Below are 15,380 nucleotides of genomic sequence, written 5' to 3' on the forward strand. Positions count from 1 at the left end.
AGTTTTGGAATTTAAGAAACTATGTTTCGTTTCGATTCCATAGCGAACTTTCTACCTCGCTGGCGAACGGTTTTCAAAATCGGCGGGAGCCGTTCACTTTATTTTTACTGCTTGCTGACGGGTGTGGTTTCCGGTTTAGGAGCCTATGCGTTTTCCCGAGCTTTAGCTTGGGGTGAATTTTTTCTTTTGCATACTGTCGCGGGAATCGCTGATACCCATCCGAATGGAGAATACTACGTCGATCTTCAACCTGATCCGACCTTTAGTATAGGTCGCTGGTCCTTATTATTTCTTCCAATTTTAGGCGGCTTGGCGACCGGTTTACTCGTATACCGCTTCTCTCGCGAGTCTGCCGGAACCGGAACCGATTCCATGATCGATTCCTTTCATAATAAGGAAGGAAAAATGGCGGCTAAGGTTCCGCTTGTAAAATCCATTGCTACGATTTTTACTCTCTCTACCGGCGGGAGTGGGGGAAAGGAAGGTCCTATTTCTCAAATAGGGGCCGGTTTCGGTTCCGTCGTGGCGACTTTGATCCATGCCGGGGCGAGAGCTCGCAGAACTCTTCTTTTAGCAGGGACTGCGGGCGGGTTAGGGGCTATCTTTCACGCTCCACTCGGCGGCGCCTTAACCTCCGTAGAAATGATTTATCGGGAAGATATCGAAAGCGATTCTTTGATACCATGTATTATATCTTCCGTTACTGCCTATCTAACTTATTCCGGTCTGAACGGTTTCGGTTCGGTGTATAAGGTCCCCGAAATCGGTTTTGAGGAATATCCGGAACTGATTTTTTACGCGATATTAGGTATTTTATGTTTTTGGAATGGATCATCATTTATTCGGATTTTTAGAAAAATCCAAGATTGGTCCGAGCAGTGGCCTGTGCCGGATTGGCTAAAGCCGGCGATCGGAGGAATCCCTGTCGGGATAATCGGTTTCTTTCTCCCGGAGGTAATCGGGACAGGTTCCGGTGTTTTACAGGATGCTTTGGATGCGAAACCGATCTTCGAACCGTATTTACCGGGTCTTTTAAACGGCCTTGGAATCAGTAAGGTACCTGATTCGGTCGGACTTCAAGAAGGCGGAGTTTTATCCGTCCTTAACCTGCAAAACGATTTTGCAGTAAAAAGGAATCTTCTTTTAGCATTGTTTTTCTTCGGATTCGCATTTTTGAAAATGCTTACTACTTCGTTTACTATCGGAACGGGAGGTTCTGCCGGAATGTTTGGACCGGCCCTTTTTATCGGTGGAATGCTTGGAGGAGCGGTTGGTACGATAGCGAAAATTATTCTGATTACACCCGTTTCGGTTTCTTCCTTTATTCTAGTCGGAATGGGTGCATTTTACGCCGGTATCGCAAGTGCTCCGATTGCAGGTATGGTTATGATTTGCGAGATCATAGGAAGTTATTCTCTTCTTCCACCTTTAATGGTGGTCTCGATTATCGCATTCGTACTTTCGCATAGATTAAGTCTTTATAAAAGCCAAAAGGAAAATCGGTTTCAGTCGCCTGCACATTACTGGGATATGAACCGAGACGTTTTGGAAAGTATTTCGATCGGTCAAGTTTCTTCTAAACTTCGCAATATAGCGGTTACTCATTCTTCTAAATTGCTCTCCGAATTGGAGCAAGAATCCATCAGCATTCATGCGAGTGATTACGTCGTTCTAGACGATCAGAAAAAGTATCTTGGAATGCTATCATTGCGTAAAATTAGACATTCGCCGGAGAGCATGGAATTTGCCAAAGACTTGATAACCGTCGGAGACGCTACCGATTCCAGTGTTCCGGCAGGATCAATCGATCAAAGTCTCGCGAGCTCTTTAAAACTTTTGGTTGAATTTGATCTTGATAAAATCGCTGTCGTTCAAGATGGGAAATGCCTGGGTTACTTGCGATATGCGGAACTTATGAAAGTGTATTTCGAGACGACGCTTCCTAAGAAAAACCAATCCCTTAAGAAATAGCTTTTTTAAAAGACCTACTGGGTAATCTGCCTAGGATTTTATACCTTTTGGTCTATAGATGTAGCGTTCATTCTTTTACGATAATCACTGTTTATCTTTTTAAATCTTCTTTTTTTACAGTTTTTAGCTCTATTTCACCTATAGGTAGTTTTTTCAATTTTACTGGACATTTTTGGCAGTGAAGATAAGATACGGAATAATTTTTAAAAAATAACTGATGTGTAATAAAGAAATCAGCAGGTTCTATTTGTTTTGAATAGATTGGGGGCTGGTTAAATCAGGAAGGGAACATGCGAAACATTCTATTGAAAAGAAAGATTCCCTATCTTTCGGGGACATCTCTTGCGCTCGTGTATTGTCTATTCGGAGGTGGGAGCTCTGAAATACAGGCAGGAAGCTATGGCGATATATTCGGCGCGCATCCAACTGCAACAGGTATGGCGGGCGCAGTTACGGCAACGGTAAATAACTCGTCGGCCGTGTTTTACAACGTAGCAGGTTTAGGTCGTTTAAACGAAGCGGATCTTTTTGTAGGAAAATTAGACCAGGCCGATAAGGAAAAGGAGGCCGCGTCCGCTGCTGCAAACACTGAACCGGGCAAAGACGGAAAAAATCCGGCCGACGGTCCCTTGTTATCTATGGAACCGTCTAAGGATGATCCATCCCTTACCGGTCCCTGGTACAAGCGCGGTTGGTACAATTTAAAGGACGGCCTATTTGCGTATCGTCCTCTTGCTCGACCTCCGAGAAATCTACACGAAGTCACATTCTTGGGAACCTATGCAAATCCGACGATTAGAACAAATGCTCCCACAACCGATGCGATTAAAAATCCCGACGACAGCTTTGTAGGATTGGGTTTCACGATGAATCTCAACGAGATTTTCGATATCGGTCGAACGATTCGCTTCGGTTTGAATGCGATTCTTCCTGCAAATGGAAAGCTAATGGTGGTGAACGATCAAAATCCTACCGTGCCGACTTACTTGCAGTCCGGGGTCACCAATCAACGACCTACCATCATGGGCGGGGTCGGCGTGGAGCTTTGGAAAGATCGTCTCTTTGCAGGTGTCGGATTTACCGCGTTAGCCGGGGGTTCCGGCGCGATTCTATTAAAGGACGTTCCGATTTCACCTGATCCTGTTCAAGCAAACTCTCAGGTCGTTTTATCGTTAAAGCCTTTGATCAATCCGACTTACGGTCTTCAATTTACTTACGGAAAATTCAGCCTCGGAGCTTCTTACAAAAGGGAAACTTACCTTTCGACGGATCCGATTCCTGCCAGAGCACAAACGACACTTTTGGGAATTCAGCTAGACTTTGATTTGGCGCTTCTGTCCGATTACAATCCTCGCGTATGGTCTTACGGGGTGGGATTCCGTCCATTTAAGAAAGTTCAATTGAATTTGGATATAAATCGGGAACTCTGGAGTCTCCTTCATAACTCCAGGATTAAGGCAAGATATTCGGATCCTTTGAATTTTCATGATACGACCGACGTGCGCTTCGGAGCGGAAATCACGATCACTCCGACTATGAAAGCGAGAGCCGGAATCGGTCGTCGTCCTACTCCAGTCCCTCATTATGCGGGAACAAATAACTGGATGGATAATGATAGAATGATATACTCTCTCGGATTCTCGTACGTACTTAGCGGTCGTAATTTTGGATTTTTGAAAGATAGATTGAAAAACCCCGTTATATTCGATTTAGGTTTAATGTACCAAAGATTAAGATGGGTGGAAGTTGATAAGTATCAACCTACTACTATAAATCCCAACTATAGTTATGGCGGAGGGATTTTCTCGGTTTCGGCCTCTGTAAGTCTCTTCTTTTGAAATTAAAATAAATACGATTTGTTTTATCGCTAAAAATAACATTCGTTATCAAACTATTTAAAGGGGATATTTTATGAATTCCCTTTCTTTTTCTTGACCGACCGATCGCTACAGTGAAAGTCGAAAGCGGGCTTAGAGATGGAAAAGAATATTATCGAGTTAATCACCCCCGCGTTTTTTGTTTTGGCTCTTGCAGAAGTAATTTGGGTTCTTGTCACAAAGAAACCTTTTTATCGTTACAAGGATTCGGTTAATAATTTAGCTGCAGGAGTCTACATGCAGATCTTTACCGTTTTCATTACACTCGGTTTGATTGCAATCTACGCTTGGGCCTACCAAAATTTTCGATTGTTTACTTTGGCGGAAAATTCTTGGATAGCCTGGGTCGCCTGCTATGTATTGGCTGATTTCTTTTATTATTGGTATCATAGATTTGCCCATGAAATTAATATCTTTTGGGGTTCGCATGTCGCCCATCATCAAAGCGAAGATTATAACTTAACCGTAGCCCTGCGACAAGGGATTCTTCAAAATACCTTTTCGCTTCCCTTTTATCTTCCGCTGGCGGTTATGGGATTTCCTCCGTTGATGTTTATGTTAGTCATTCAGATTAACTTCGCTTATCAATTTTGGATTCATACTCGAATCATTCCTAAGTTAGGATGGTTTGAATGGGTTTGGAATACTCCGTCTCATCATAGAGTGCATCATGGTAGAGATCCCAAATACATAGATAAAAATTATGCCGGGACGTTCATCATTTGGGATCGTCTTTTTGGAAGCTTTAGAGAGGAAGAAGAGGAGCCGATTTTCGGAATTGTAAAACCGATGACTACCTGGAATCCGATTTGGGCTCAGTTTCATTACTTTCAAGAATTGTTCGATCTTTCTTGGCGAACCAAATCCTGGAAGGATAAGTTTCTAGTATGGTTCAAAGCGCCCGGTTGGAAACCGGCCGATTTGGGAAAGAGTGTAGTTCCTCCTGAAATCGATCGATCAACTTACAAGAAATATGATACGCAAATCCCGATCACTTTGACGATATATACGATCCTACAATTCTTATTTGCGATGGGTGCCTCTATGGTGTACATCGAATTTAAGAAAGAACTCCCGCTGCCTGAGATGATCGTTCTCGGTTTCTATGTACTCTGGACATTATGGACTATCGGAGCAATTTTCGAACTGAAAACGTCTGGAATCGTTTTGGAATTGGTTCGCTTAGCTTCCATTGCCGTCCTGACATACGTCTATCCGTTCGATTTTACGCACGTTCAAAAATTGACCGCTTTATTACCGATGGAAATCGTTATCTCTCTCCCTTTCATGATGAAGATTACGGCCCTTGTTTCTTTCGCCGTGCTAGGGGCCTTTCTGCTATCCCAGAAAAGATTTTTTACCGTAAAAGGTTATTCGGCAAAGACGGCATAAAAGTTTCTAAAAACTCCAACCCGATTCAAGTCTGAAGAAACTTTGAATATCCTAGAAGTATGCGGTTTCGGGTTACATATCTTATCGGAAAATAAATTGACGAAAGGTTTATTGGCGTATCTCCTAATGAACCTATGTCCTCTTCGCTTCGACTTATTCGTAAATATTCCCTGATTATTCTCATTGTTTTTGGCGGCTTACTATGGCCTCGAGACGGAAAATCGCAAGATTCTGAAGATTCTCCTGTTGCGGTCACCGAAGGGAATTCAACCGCTAAGACGGCTATGGCTACCGCCAGTTCTCGTATAGAGTCGGTCCTTCTATATTCCGATTTTGCATACGCAAAGAGGGTCATGGAAATTAAACTTCCGGCAGGGGCGTCGGAAGTGAGTTTGGGAGAAGTTCCTTCCAACATTTTGGATAAAAGCGTTTCGGTTTCGTTTTCAGATCCGAATAAAAAGTTCAAGATCCGAGGCGTTCGCGTTCTAGAAAAGATATCTAAAAGATTTAAATCTAGAGAGAGCGAAGAATTAGAAAAAAGGAAGGACGCCTTGTTACTTTCATTAGGCACGAGATCTAAAGAAGTACAGGAATTGTTGGATTGGGAAACGAGTTTACGTTCCATTCGTCCGGGATTCAGGGAAGAAGAAGGAGTGATCGAGAAGGTCGATTCGGATTCTTTTTTAGGATTTCGCAAAACCTATTCGGATCTCGCCGAAGAAAACACGAAACTTAGATTAGCAAAATTAGAAGAGCTAGATCGTCTTCGAGAGGAATTTTATATCGTAACGGCTAAGTTGGAACATCTTGCTCAAGGAGACGTTCTCCGTCGGAAAGAAATCAGGCTGGAAGCTGAAATAGAAACTGCAGCCACATATCGTATCGAGTATAAATATCTGATTCGCGGCGCTATATGGTATCCTCGCTACACTCTAGATCTCAAGCCGAGCGGAACGGAAGCTGAGTTAGGTTGGTATGCTTTGGTTCGAAACGAAACGGGGGAAGACTGGAACGGGGTTCGACTCGAATTTTCCACCGCAAATCCGAATCAAGATGTCGATTTGCCGGATTATCGTGAATTACGAATTTCTTCTAAAGTCGTAGTGAATCGAGAAAAAGAGGCGTATCATGCGAACGATCAAAATGTTTACAACGAACAGGCAAAAGGTTCTCCTTCTGCAGGAGCTCCGGTTATGTCTAAGCCCGCCAAAGAAGCTAAGAAACGGAGTTCAAGACCTCAAGCGTCAAAAGCGAAGCAGGACGACTATGACGATCAGACCGAGAATCCGTTGGAAAAATCCCGCGCGATTATAGAAAGTAATTTTAAGGATCGTTCAAATTCACTGCAAGTCGAGGAAAATATGGATCAGCTTCGCGGTGAATTAGCGAATCAAAAAAGTCTCTTTGATAGCGGATCGTACGAAGACTCGATTCGATACGGGAAAGAGGCTTTACGTAGGTTTTCGGGCTTGCGTGAAAGTTCTCGAAAAGAATTAAGAGATATCGAATCTCAGGTGCAGACTTTACTTAACCGGTCGTCCCAATTGAATTCGGATCGTAAATACGTATTTAATTTAGTCGCGCCGGGCCTTTCCTCGGAAGGATTTGATTTTCGTTATATAGCGCAATCGTTTGAAAGAATTCCGTCCGATAAGACTTTGAATCGCGTCTTTCTAAGGAAAAGAATCGTTCCGGTTTCTCCGGCTTACGAATCTTCCCCGATAACCGGCGAAGATTCGTACTTAACGGTCGTTTCCACTAATCTGGAAAGAGAACCTCTTCTTTCCGGACCGCTCGAGATTTACTCCGGAGAAAATCTTCTAGGAACGACCTCCGTTTCCACTTTGAAACCCGGAGAAAAAATTCGAATCGAATTAGGTCCGGACCGGGATGTGAAAATCGTGAGACGAGAGGAGAAATTCGAGGACAAGTCCGGACTGATTTCTAAGCGTAAAACTGTCCGGCATAAAGTATCGATTTCAATAAAGAACAATAAGAAAAGAAAGATCTTAATCAGAGTGATAGATAGAATTCCTTATACGGTCGACGATAGTGTCGATATCAAATGGTCCCTAGGCTCGGAAAAACCCGAGAAAACGGATGATGGAATTCTCACCTATGAAATGGATCTGGCTGCCGGTGCCGTTAAGAAAATCGAGTTCGAATACACAGTTTCGTACCCGGCTAATAATATACTTCGAGATTCGCAAGGTAGCGGATCCTACTAATATCCTATCGGTGGAATAAAAATATGAATTATAATACTTTAATAAACTCTTTTGCCGCTTTGCTGACGGTTTTGATGGTCTCAAATGATATGTTTGCCGTCGGCGCCGACCTTGCCATTCAAGAAGTGACTGTGCACCAAGGAACGGCTCAAATATTAAGAGTCGGTAAAGTACAATTGGCACCAGGTACGAATAGGGTTCAAATTCAAAATTTACCGGTTTCATTATTGGAAGAAAGTTTGATGGCCGGGACGGATTCTAATCTGGCGGAGGTGACCGGCACGCGGACTTGGAAAGAAGAAGGAACTGCCGCATCAAATCCTGAGGTTGCGCTACTTCAGAGAAAAATCGTGACTTTGCAAAAGGAATTGGAAACGGTCATTGCAAAAGAAAACGATTTGAAATCGGAAAAGGGGCTATTGACGGAACTACGTAATAAAGTCTCAGACACTGTTAGTCGTAACCTTTTATATGGCAGAGTGGAATCCGACGGAAAAAATTGGGGAACCTATTTACGGAAAAACAGGGAAGAGTCCTTCGTCTTATTTTCCTCCTGGGAAAAAATCGAAAGAAGTAAAATTAAAATTCAAAGTGAACTAGACGAGGTAAAGGCACAGCTTTCCATTTTGCTTTCGCAGGCCGAAAAGAGTACGAGAAATACCTGGATTCAAATAGTGAATACTTCGAAAGAATCTAAGACGATCGATTTAAGATTAAGTTATCTGGTTCCTAATGCAAATTGGAAACCGACTTATATTTTAACCGCAAACGATTCCTCCGAAAAAGCCCAATTCGAATATTTGGCCGAGGTGAGACAGGAAACGGGAGAAGATTGGAAAGGGGTTCGACTCTTGCTTTCCACTACACGACCAGATTTATCTCAGAGGAGAAACCGTCTATATCCTCAACGCTTATTCGATCAGGAAGTAGCCGACAAGAAAGAAGTACTGAGTGCGCAAAGCCAAGCTAGTACGCCTGCACAAATGGCACAGGATCAATTAGTCGACGAAGAATCGGGTGGAGCCTCTCCCACCACTTCCGAACGGGGAGGCGGTTTTTTGTTTCGTTTACCCAAAACGGTTAGTCTGCCATCCCAACGCGAATCTAGAAAGTTGGAAATGAGTTCGTTTTACATTCTGATAAAAGTCAAAACTATCGCTTCTCCTCGATACAAACCGTTTCCACTATTGGAGGCTACATTCCAAAATCCGAGTGAATTTCCCATCCTTCCGGGTGAAGTTTCTTTATTCAGGAATTCGGGACTTATCGGTGCTACTAAGATTTTGTACACGAGTCCTAACGAAAACGTTTCGGTTTCTTTGGGAACGGAAGGAAGTCTTCGACTTTCGTACCGAAAAGAATCTAATAATACCAAAGAAGGATTGATCTCGACTCAGAAGGTGATCGAAAAGCGCGTTTATTTGACCTTGGAAAATTTCGGGAAAGAATCCAAATCGGTTTTCGTTAGAGATCAAATTCCTATTTCAGAACTTGCAAGCGTAAAGGTCGAAATAGATTCCAATAGAACAACTCCGGGAGCAAAGGAATTTAGACCCAACTCGGGAATTTACGAGTGGGTTTTGGAAATCCCTCCGTCAGGAAAAAAGGAAATTCAATTGGAATACAGAGTGAGTTATCCAAGCGATCAGGATTTAAATTTACCTTAATGACTTAGATTAGTTTCTCCACTTCGCCCGACGGCTTGAGGAACACCCGACATATCCCAGAGCTCTAATTCGGCCGACGTAATTTCTTGTTGAGTTGCGCTGAATTCAAACTGACCGCTCCCGTCCTTAGATTGAAAGCACTGACCTTCTATCTTAATGATGGATTCCGGATTTGAAGCTCGATTTTCATTCGATCGATTTATACTCGGAGAGGGACTTGCTTGAGTTTTCAGATTAAGAATGACGCAATGACTGGAAGAATCCGCATTATGAAAATCAAATGAAATTTTGTATCGATTCTTTCCGTGTTCGATTTCTGTATTACTTTGGCTTAAAATTCTAATCTTGCCGTTGTTCGAATTACGCTTGGGTTCTATTTCCTGTTTCTTTATCGGAAAAGTCCCTTTCTTTAAAAGATCCTCCATCGCAGAATAAAAATCCGCATCCCCGTCTACATTATAGTACGTTCCCTGTCCGAGGCGGGCCAAGGATTGCATAATACTTCTTTCTTCAGGCTTTAAGCCGAGTCCAAGCACGTTAAGGTGAAAATTAATGCCCCTCTGTTGCAGAATTCTTAATTCCTTTTCGGGATCTCCATAACAACTTTCTATTCCATCAGTAATAAGAATCAGTTCCGTCGGCTGTTTTCGACGGGCGATATATTCGCCGGCGACGCGAATAGACTCTGCAAGAGGAGTTGCCCCGGAAGGTGTTAGTCCGTAAAGTTTATTGCGAAATTGAGCTTTGTTTCCGTTTTCCAAAGGTTGATATAATCTTGAAGATTTACATCCCGGTAAGCGATTGCCGTATGCAATTAAACCTACTTCTGCGGATTCGGGTAAGCTATCCACGTAATGTTTCACATGCTTTTTGGCTAGATGGATTTTTTGATAAATACCCAGATATTCGTTCATCGATCCACTCGCATCCAAAACGAATAATTTCGCATCCACGTTTGAATCCGGGATAGAAAGTTCGGGCCTTGTATCCTGATCGGAGTCGTTAGAAAAAATTCCTTGCGAAAAAAGATAAAGTAGAACGATAACGATTCCGAACTTTCGGCGTCTTTCTACTACCGTATTATTTAGAGAGAACATTAACGAGTCGACCGCTTATTTTTCTTATCGGATCAACTCTCAAAAGCCTGAGATCTTCCTGCATAAATGTTCAAAAAACGATTTAGAAAGCCTTCCGGTTCCAAGAAATAAATTGCGGATAAGAATCCTCCTCTCCGAAACGGACTCGCACTACGGAGAGAGCTCCGTAATCTAAAACCAATCGGAAAGCGTTTTCTAAAGGGAATCCCAGAACTTGAGAGGCAATGCATCGGATAACTCCACCGTGGCTGATCCACACTTCCCTGTACTCGCTTGGATCGCCTTCTTCCTTTCTAAGTTTTTCCCAAGTCTTACCGTCCGTCAACGCGTCACTCCAAGCATGAGTCACTCGGTCTCTGAGTTCAACATACGATTCTCCCCCTGGGGGCGATCGGTGAACATAGTTTTCCATCCAATGATCGGTTTCGCTTCTCGGAATTTCCTCCCACAGTCGCCCCTCCCATGAACCGAAATTCAATTCACGGATTCGAGAGTCGACTTTCCAAGCCGGTGAATTGCCTGTCTCTTCCCAACGTTTACTTAAAAACTCGGCTAGACTAAAACATCTGAATAGTGGACTTGTACGTATGGAATTTGCCTGCGGAGGAAGGATTTTTAATAACCTGGATGCTTCTTCCTCGAATGTAATCGGGAGACCCAAGTCCGTCCAGCCATAACATGTACCAGGTTCCACCTCTGGAGTCGTATGACGAATTAATAATATTTCCATGTTGCAATAAGTCCCAATAGAAATAGAATTTCGGTTACTTGTTGTACTGCTCCTAAACAATCTCCCGTATATCCGCCTAACCATTTTTTGTAGAAGCCTCGCAGATAAAAAACTCCTAAAGCTTGCAATGAAAAGGATAGCAAAAGAATCATCGCTATACGATTTGAAAATTCTCCGGGATAATATAAAAAAAATACGATTGGACCTAAAACCCATATCCAGGAGAAAAGCACATCCGATAACTTCATCGATTTTACGATGGGCTTGGCTTTAGAAAGCTGATCTTCTCTTGCATAGGGTAGGAGCTTTGCCATTACGTTTGCGGAAAATCTGCTGGAAGAATGCGAGATCCATATTGCAAAAAAGAGAAGCAGCAAGGAAGATTCGGCTAAGGCAATATAGCAAGCGACTTTGAGAAAAAGCATTAGTAGAATACCGATCGTGCCAAACACACCGATTCTGCTATCTTTCATTATTTCTAATATTCGTTCTTTGTCCCATCCGCCGCCGAAACCGTCGCACATATCCGTGAAACCGTCCTCATGAAAAGCTCCCGTAGATAAAACGGAGGCGGAAACGGCTAGTACGACCGAGACACTTACGGGGAAAAGGAAGGAACTTCCGTAGAAAACGATAGTCGTGATTGCCGAGACAATCCAACCGACGAGGGGAAAATAACGAGTGGAAGACGCTAGTAGTTCGTCGGAATGTTCTACCCAAGAAGGAACTATAATTCTAGTATTAAAGCGAACGGATGATAAAAAAATAATAAGCTCTTGTCGAAGGAATCGAAACATAATATGCCCTCAACCGAAACTAAAGATCGATTGAAAGTCCGCACGAAGATTTTCGAATTTCGTTCGAAGAAATATTCCGTCTTACGGACTTACACTTTTCGCGATCACACCGTCTATGTCTGGGCTCCCGTTTCCTATTGGAATAGGTAAACTCGACATCGATACTATGGCAGAGATCAATTTAATATAAGTGAAACCGTTCGTTTGCAGATCAGTTTTCAAAGAGCCCGAGCAGCCGCTCCCGGAAGTTCCGAAATTCACGTCTGCGAGATCGAATCCGTCTCCACCTCCACCGCCATGAACTACGTCGGTGTTATATATGCTAGCTACCGTCATCGGATTTGTTTCTTGATTATAAACGAAAGGAGTAATTCCTCCGAATCGGGACCAAACGGAAGGATCTTCCGAAAAAGAATTCGGATTGCCGTTAGTGTAAGCCGGATTCCAGCCGCACCAATTCGACTGATCATTTCCGACTTCGACTACTATCGGTTCTAAAAAAACCTGGTTAAACGGATTCGTATTATTTTGCGCTCCTATGAAAAACGGATTTTCATATACGATAAAGTCGATCCCCGATACCGGTAGCACCTTCTTACCCGACCAACCTAGAATCAGCGTAGCGCCTGGGCCGGACGTATCGAGCGTAAATACGTCGAGAGAACCGTTAAACTTATCGATTCCGCGAATCCCATTTGCGGCGCAATATGAGTCTCGAAAGCCGTTGCCGGTATGAGCGGGTGCAAGGATTACTTGATTCGCGACAAACACGCTATTCGATTCTGCAGGGCTATAATTTCGACAAGCGCTATAAGTTCCCGTTCCGTTTAGCAACTGAAGGATGGCAAAGGCTGATGCAGAATCTCCGTTTGAACTTCCTTTGTTATTACAGCCAAGCAGAAGAATAATCAGGCTCAAATTGAGAAAATAAACAAAAAATGAATTCTTCACACGAACCTCCTCCCCTTATAAAATTGGAACGGCATTGAAACGAGTCTTTTAATTGACTTGCAGTCGACTCCAGACTGCGCCGAAACAACCGCTGACTAAATTTGTACGATCAACCTGAGTGGTCGTCAGATTGTTAAAATCGGTTACTACGTCTTGCAATGTGTTCTTATATGAATTCAAATCTGGGCAAACATAATAATAACCGCCTGAGAAAGTCCACATATAGTAAAGATATTGGTTCGCACCGAATTGTGCATCGGCGGTTACTTGTCCGAAAACGACGGACCGGCTATTATCTACAAGTTTTACGTTCATTTTAGATGCGGAAAATCCGTTATACGTTACGATAACTTGCGAAGAGTTAATTATATAAGTTCCTTCCTTAATCGTACCTGCATCTAGCGGATACGGATTTGTTTGCCCCGCGTAAGTTGGAGTCGCATTATAAAAAAACCAGGTTCCTGAAGGAGTGGGCGTGATATTTGCGACATACAGCAGGGAGGTCAAAGTAGTATCGTTATCGTTGTTTTTCTTCTCATCAAAAAAACAACCGGACAATGTAATCAGTATAATCGCCGCTTTTATCGTAATGCTTGTAATTTTCATTTATATTCCTCGTTAAAATTCGTTGGCGGGGCGGACTAACGATTTGCGGAACGCCGCATTGCAATCGTCCGAAGAAAGGAAAAACAATTCGATAATTTTGAAGTGAAATCTTTTGCTTTCTTTGCCGTTCGGGAGCCCCGATCTATCAGCTTTCGGGGCCCCTTCGCGGAAGCACGGGCGTGCAAAGGCGAGATTTATGGATACTACCCAACCTCGAGGTGTGGTATCGCGGGGAAGATCTGGCTCGTTCCGTTTATAAAAACGGACATCACAGTTGCGGGTCAGCACGGGATTTTAACCCGACTTCCTCCCTGAAAGCGTATTACCAGAGGATGATTTGCTACCCGCCTTTGCAAGGAAAAAAAATCCGACTTATGTTCCCGAGCTTACGTAACGCTATTTTAAGCAAACGTTAAGATTATTTCTAAAGATTAAAAATGAATTAGCGTTAAAAAATCCAATGGCAATCGATCTAAATGAAATAAATTGACTAAAGTAAAATCAATACCGTATAAGCAATAAAATCGATAAGAACCGATCTAACTAGCCGAAACTAAATATAGCGGTTCTTTCTTTTTGCCGCGTTCAAAATAATAGAGGCCAATCGATATGAAGTTTTCTCGATCCTCCTTTCTAAAAGCCGGCGCTTTGACAGCAGCGACACTGTTCAGCATGGGTAAGAACGTATTAAGGGCCCAGTCGGCATCTCCTAACAGTAGTAAAAAAGTCATCGTATTAGGAGGCGGCCTTGCCGGATTATACTCTGCTTACCTCCTGGGAAAGACAGGTTATAAGGTCACATTACTAGAAGCGACCGACAGGGTCGCCGGAAGAGTTCGATCGATTGCGGACTCATCCGGTAACATAGTAGATTTAGGTGCGGAATGGATCTCGTCCGAAGATAAGACCGTAAAAAGTTTGGTTCGAGAATTAGGTCTCAAATTTTCACCGGCAGTCTTGCAACCTGATTTATTCCAAGGAACATATAAGAAATTCGGTACTTGGGAAATTTCCACCAAATCGCAAGAAATCCTAAATAAATTAATCGGGTTAAATTCAAAGATGAATACGGCCCAACAACAAGGATTGGATCGGATCAGCTTTTATAACTATTTGCTATATCAAGGCATGTCTCCGGAGGACTTAACTCTGCTTGGGTATAAGTTATCATTGCATTACGGAGATTCGATCCGGGTATTATCCGCCCAGAAAGTTCTTACGGACCTCGCTCAGTTTCCGGTACGCAACACTCGAGTGGAAGGCGGCATGGAGAACATTGCAAAAACACTCGTGTTAAATATAGAAAATACGGAATTCGTATTTTCCGATCCGGTTCTTGCCGTCGATCAAGGCGAGTTTGGAGTTTCGGCTACTACAGGTTCGGGTAGGAAATTTATGGGAAATACTTGCGTATGCACTCTTCCTGCAAATCAAGTCTCCTCCGTAAAATGGAATCCAGACCTCGATAAGGAAAAATTACTATCGGCACTTCGTGTCCGATATTCCCAAATATATAAGTTATTTTTAATATTACGGGAGTCTCCGTGGGAATCCTCGCCGTTTTCGGTGCATTCCGATAGTGCCGCCCAATTCTTGTACGATGCCGGGACCAAACCGAACTCTCCCGATAAAGTACTTGGAATGATAGCGAATGGCGATCGATATTCGGTTTTCGAATCGGCCTCTCAGGACCAGAAAATCGAATATGTTCGATTGGCTCTGGGGCGCTTGGGATTAAAGAAAGACTTACAGATTCAACGTTTCTATTTTTCCGAACTAGGAAAAGAATACGTGCCCTCCGGGATAGCGACATTTCCGCCTGGAAGTTTCGGTTCGGAAATTAGTCTACGTAAACCGTTTGAACGAATTTTTTTTGCAGGGGAGCATACCGGAGAAATTACTGGAACGGTCGAAGCCGCGTTATCCTCCGCTATTAAAGCGGTAAATTTAGTTTAGGAAAGGTGGAATACTACCGACATTCGGAATTCGTATCGGTTAGGCTATCGATTCGTTTGGCTCTATCAAACGATCGAGAATTCCCCGCTTAATTCGCGGGGAATTTCA

The 15,380-nt window shown here is 43.1% G+C and carries 11 protein-coding genes; 6 read left to right on the top strand and 5 right to left on the bottom strand.

Translation table 11 applies throughout. The annotated features are described in order from the left end of the window. Positions 1 to 21: 21 nt before the first annotated feature. The 5 genes from LEP1GSC050_RS12905 (at position 22) to LEP1GSC050_RS12925 (ending at position 9,135) form a co-directional block, all read left to right on the top strand. A complete protein-coding gene (locus LEP1GSC050_RS12905) occupies positions 22 to 1,971 on the top strand; it encodes a chloride channel protein (RefSeq protein WP_010571624.1) in 1,950 nt (649 codons plus the stop codon). 290 nt (positions 1,972 to 2,261) lie between these two features. Beyond that, a complete protein-coding gene (locus LEP1GSC050_RS12910; RefSeq protein WP_010571625.1) occupies positions 2,262 to 3,809 on the top strand; it encodes an OmpP1/FadL family transporter in 1,548 nt (515 codons plus the stop codon). Between the two features lie 138 nt (positions 3,810 to 3,947). Next, positions 3,948 to 5,240 (top strand): sterol desaturase family protein, encoded by a 1,293-nt coding sequence (locus tag LEP1GSC050_RS12915; protein WP_010571626.1) that lies wholly within the window; start codon positions 3,948 to 3,950, stop codon positions 5,238 to 5,240. Positions 5,241 to 5,374: 134 nt separating this feature from the next. Continuing rightward, on the top strand, positions 5,375 to 7,468 hold the full coding sequence (locus LEP1GSC050_RS12920) for a DUF4139 domain-containing protein (RefSeq protein ID WP_010571627.1): 2,094 nt from the start codon (positions 5,375 to 5,377) through the stop codon (positions 7,466 to 7,468). A 23-nt stretch (positions 7,469 to 7,491) separates the two neighbouring features. After that, positions 7,492 to 9,135 (top strand): mucoidy inhibitor MuiA family protein, encoded by a 1,644-nt coding sequence (locus tag LEP1GSC050_RS12925; RefSeq protein WP_010571628.1) that lies wholly within the window; start codon positions 7,492 to 7,494, stop codon positions 9,133 to 9,135. On the opposite strand, the gene LEP1GSC050_RS12930 is transcribed toward LEP1GSC050_RS12925, so the two are convergent. The 5 genes from LEP1GSC050_RS12930 to LEP1GSC050_RS12950 all read right to left on the bottom strand — a co-directional run bounded on the left by LEP1GSC050_RS12930 (position 9,132) and on the right by LEP1GSC050_RS12950 (position 13,316). Beyond that, entirely contained in the window at positions 9,132 to 10,232 is a 1,101-nt protein-coding gene (locus tag LEP1GSC050_RS12930) for a vWA domain-containing protein (RefSeq protein WP_010571629.1), read from the bottom strand. The two genes, LEP1GSC050_RS12925 and LEP1GSC050_RS12930, sit on opposite strands and share 4 nt — an antisense overlap. Before the next feature lie 82 nt (positions 10,233 to 10,314). Next, positions 10,315 to 10,962, bottom strand: a complete 648-nt coding sequence (locus LEP1GSC050_RS12935) for a histidine phosphatase family protein (RefSeq protein WP_010571630.1) — start codon at positions 10,960 to 10,962, stop codon at positions 10,315 to 10,317. Further along, a complete protein-coding gene (locus LEP1GSC050_RS12940; protein WP_010571631.1) occupies positions 10,947 to 11,759 on the bottom strand; it encodes an adenosylcobinamide-GDP ribazoletransferase in 813 nt (270 codons plus the stop codon). The genes LEP1GSC050_RS12935 and LEP1GSC050_RS12940 overlap by 16 nt, the downstream gene beginning before the upstream one ends. 81 nt (positions 11,760 to 11,840) lie before the next feature. Next, positions 11,841 to 12,710, bottom strand: coding sequence for an LIC_13355 family lipoprotein (locus tag LEP1GSC050_RS12945; protein ID WP_010571632.1), 870 nt, complete (start codon positions 12,708 to 12,710; stop codon positions 11,841 to 11,843). A gap of 48 nt (positions 12,711 to 12,758) precedes the next feature. After that, positions 12,759 to 13,316: an LIC13354 family exoprotein gene (locus tag LEP1GSC050_RS12950; RefSeq protein ID WP_010571633.1), complete on the bottom strand. Its 558-nt coding sequence runs from the start codon at positions 13,314 to 13,316 to the stop codon at positions 12,759 to 12,761. Positions 13,317 to 13,925: 609 nt separating this feature from the next. Between LEP1GSC050_RS12950 and LEP1GSC050_RS12960 the strand changes: the two genes are divergently transcribed. Continuing rightward, positions 13,926 to 15,272 carry a flavin monoamine oxidase family protein gene (locus tag LEP1GSC050_RS12960; RefSeq protein ID WP_010571635.1) on the top strand — a complete coding sequence of 449 codons (1,347 nt, stop codon included), beginning with the start codon at positions 13,926 to 13,928 and terminating at the stop codon, positions 15,270 to 15,272. Positions 15,273 to 15,380: the final 108 nt, after the last annotated feature.

The organism is Leptospira broomii serovar Hurstbridge str. 5399, assembly GCF_000243715.2.
GTDB lineage: Bacteria > Spirochaetota > Leptospiria > Leptospirales > Leptospiraceae > Leptospira_B > Leptospira_B broomii.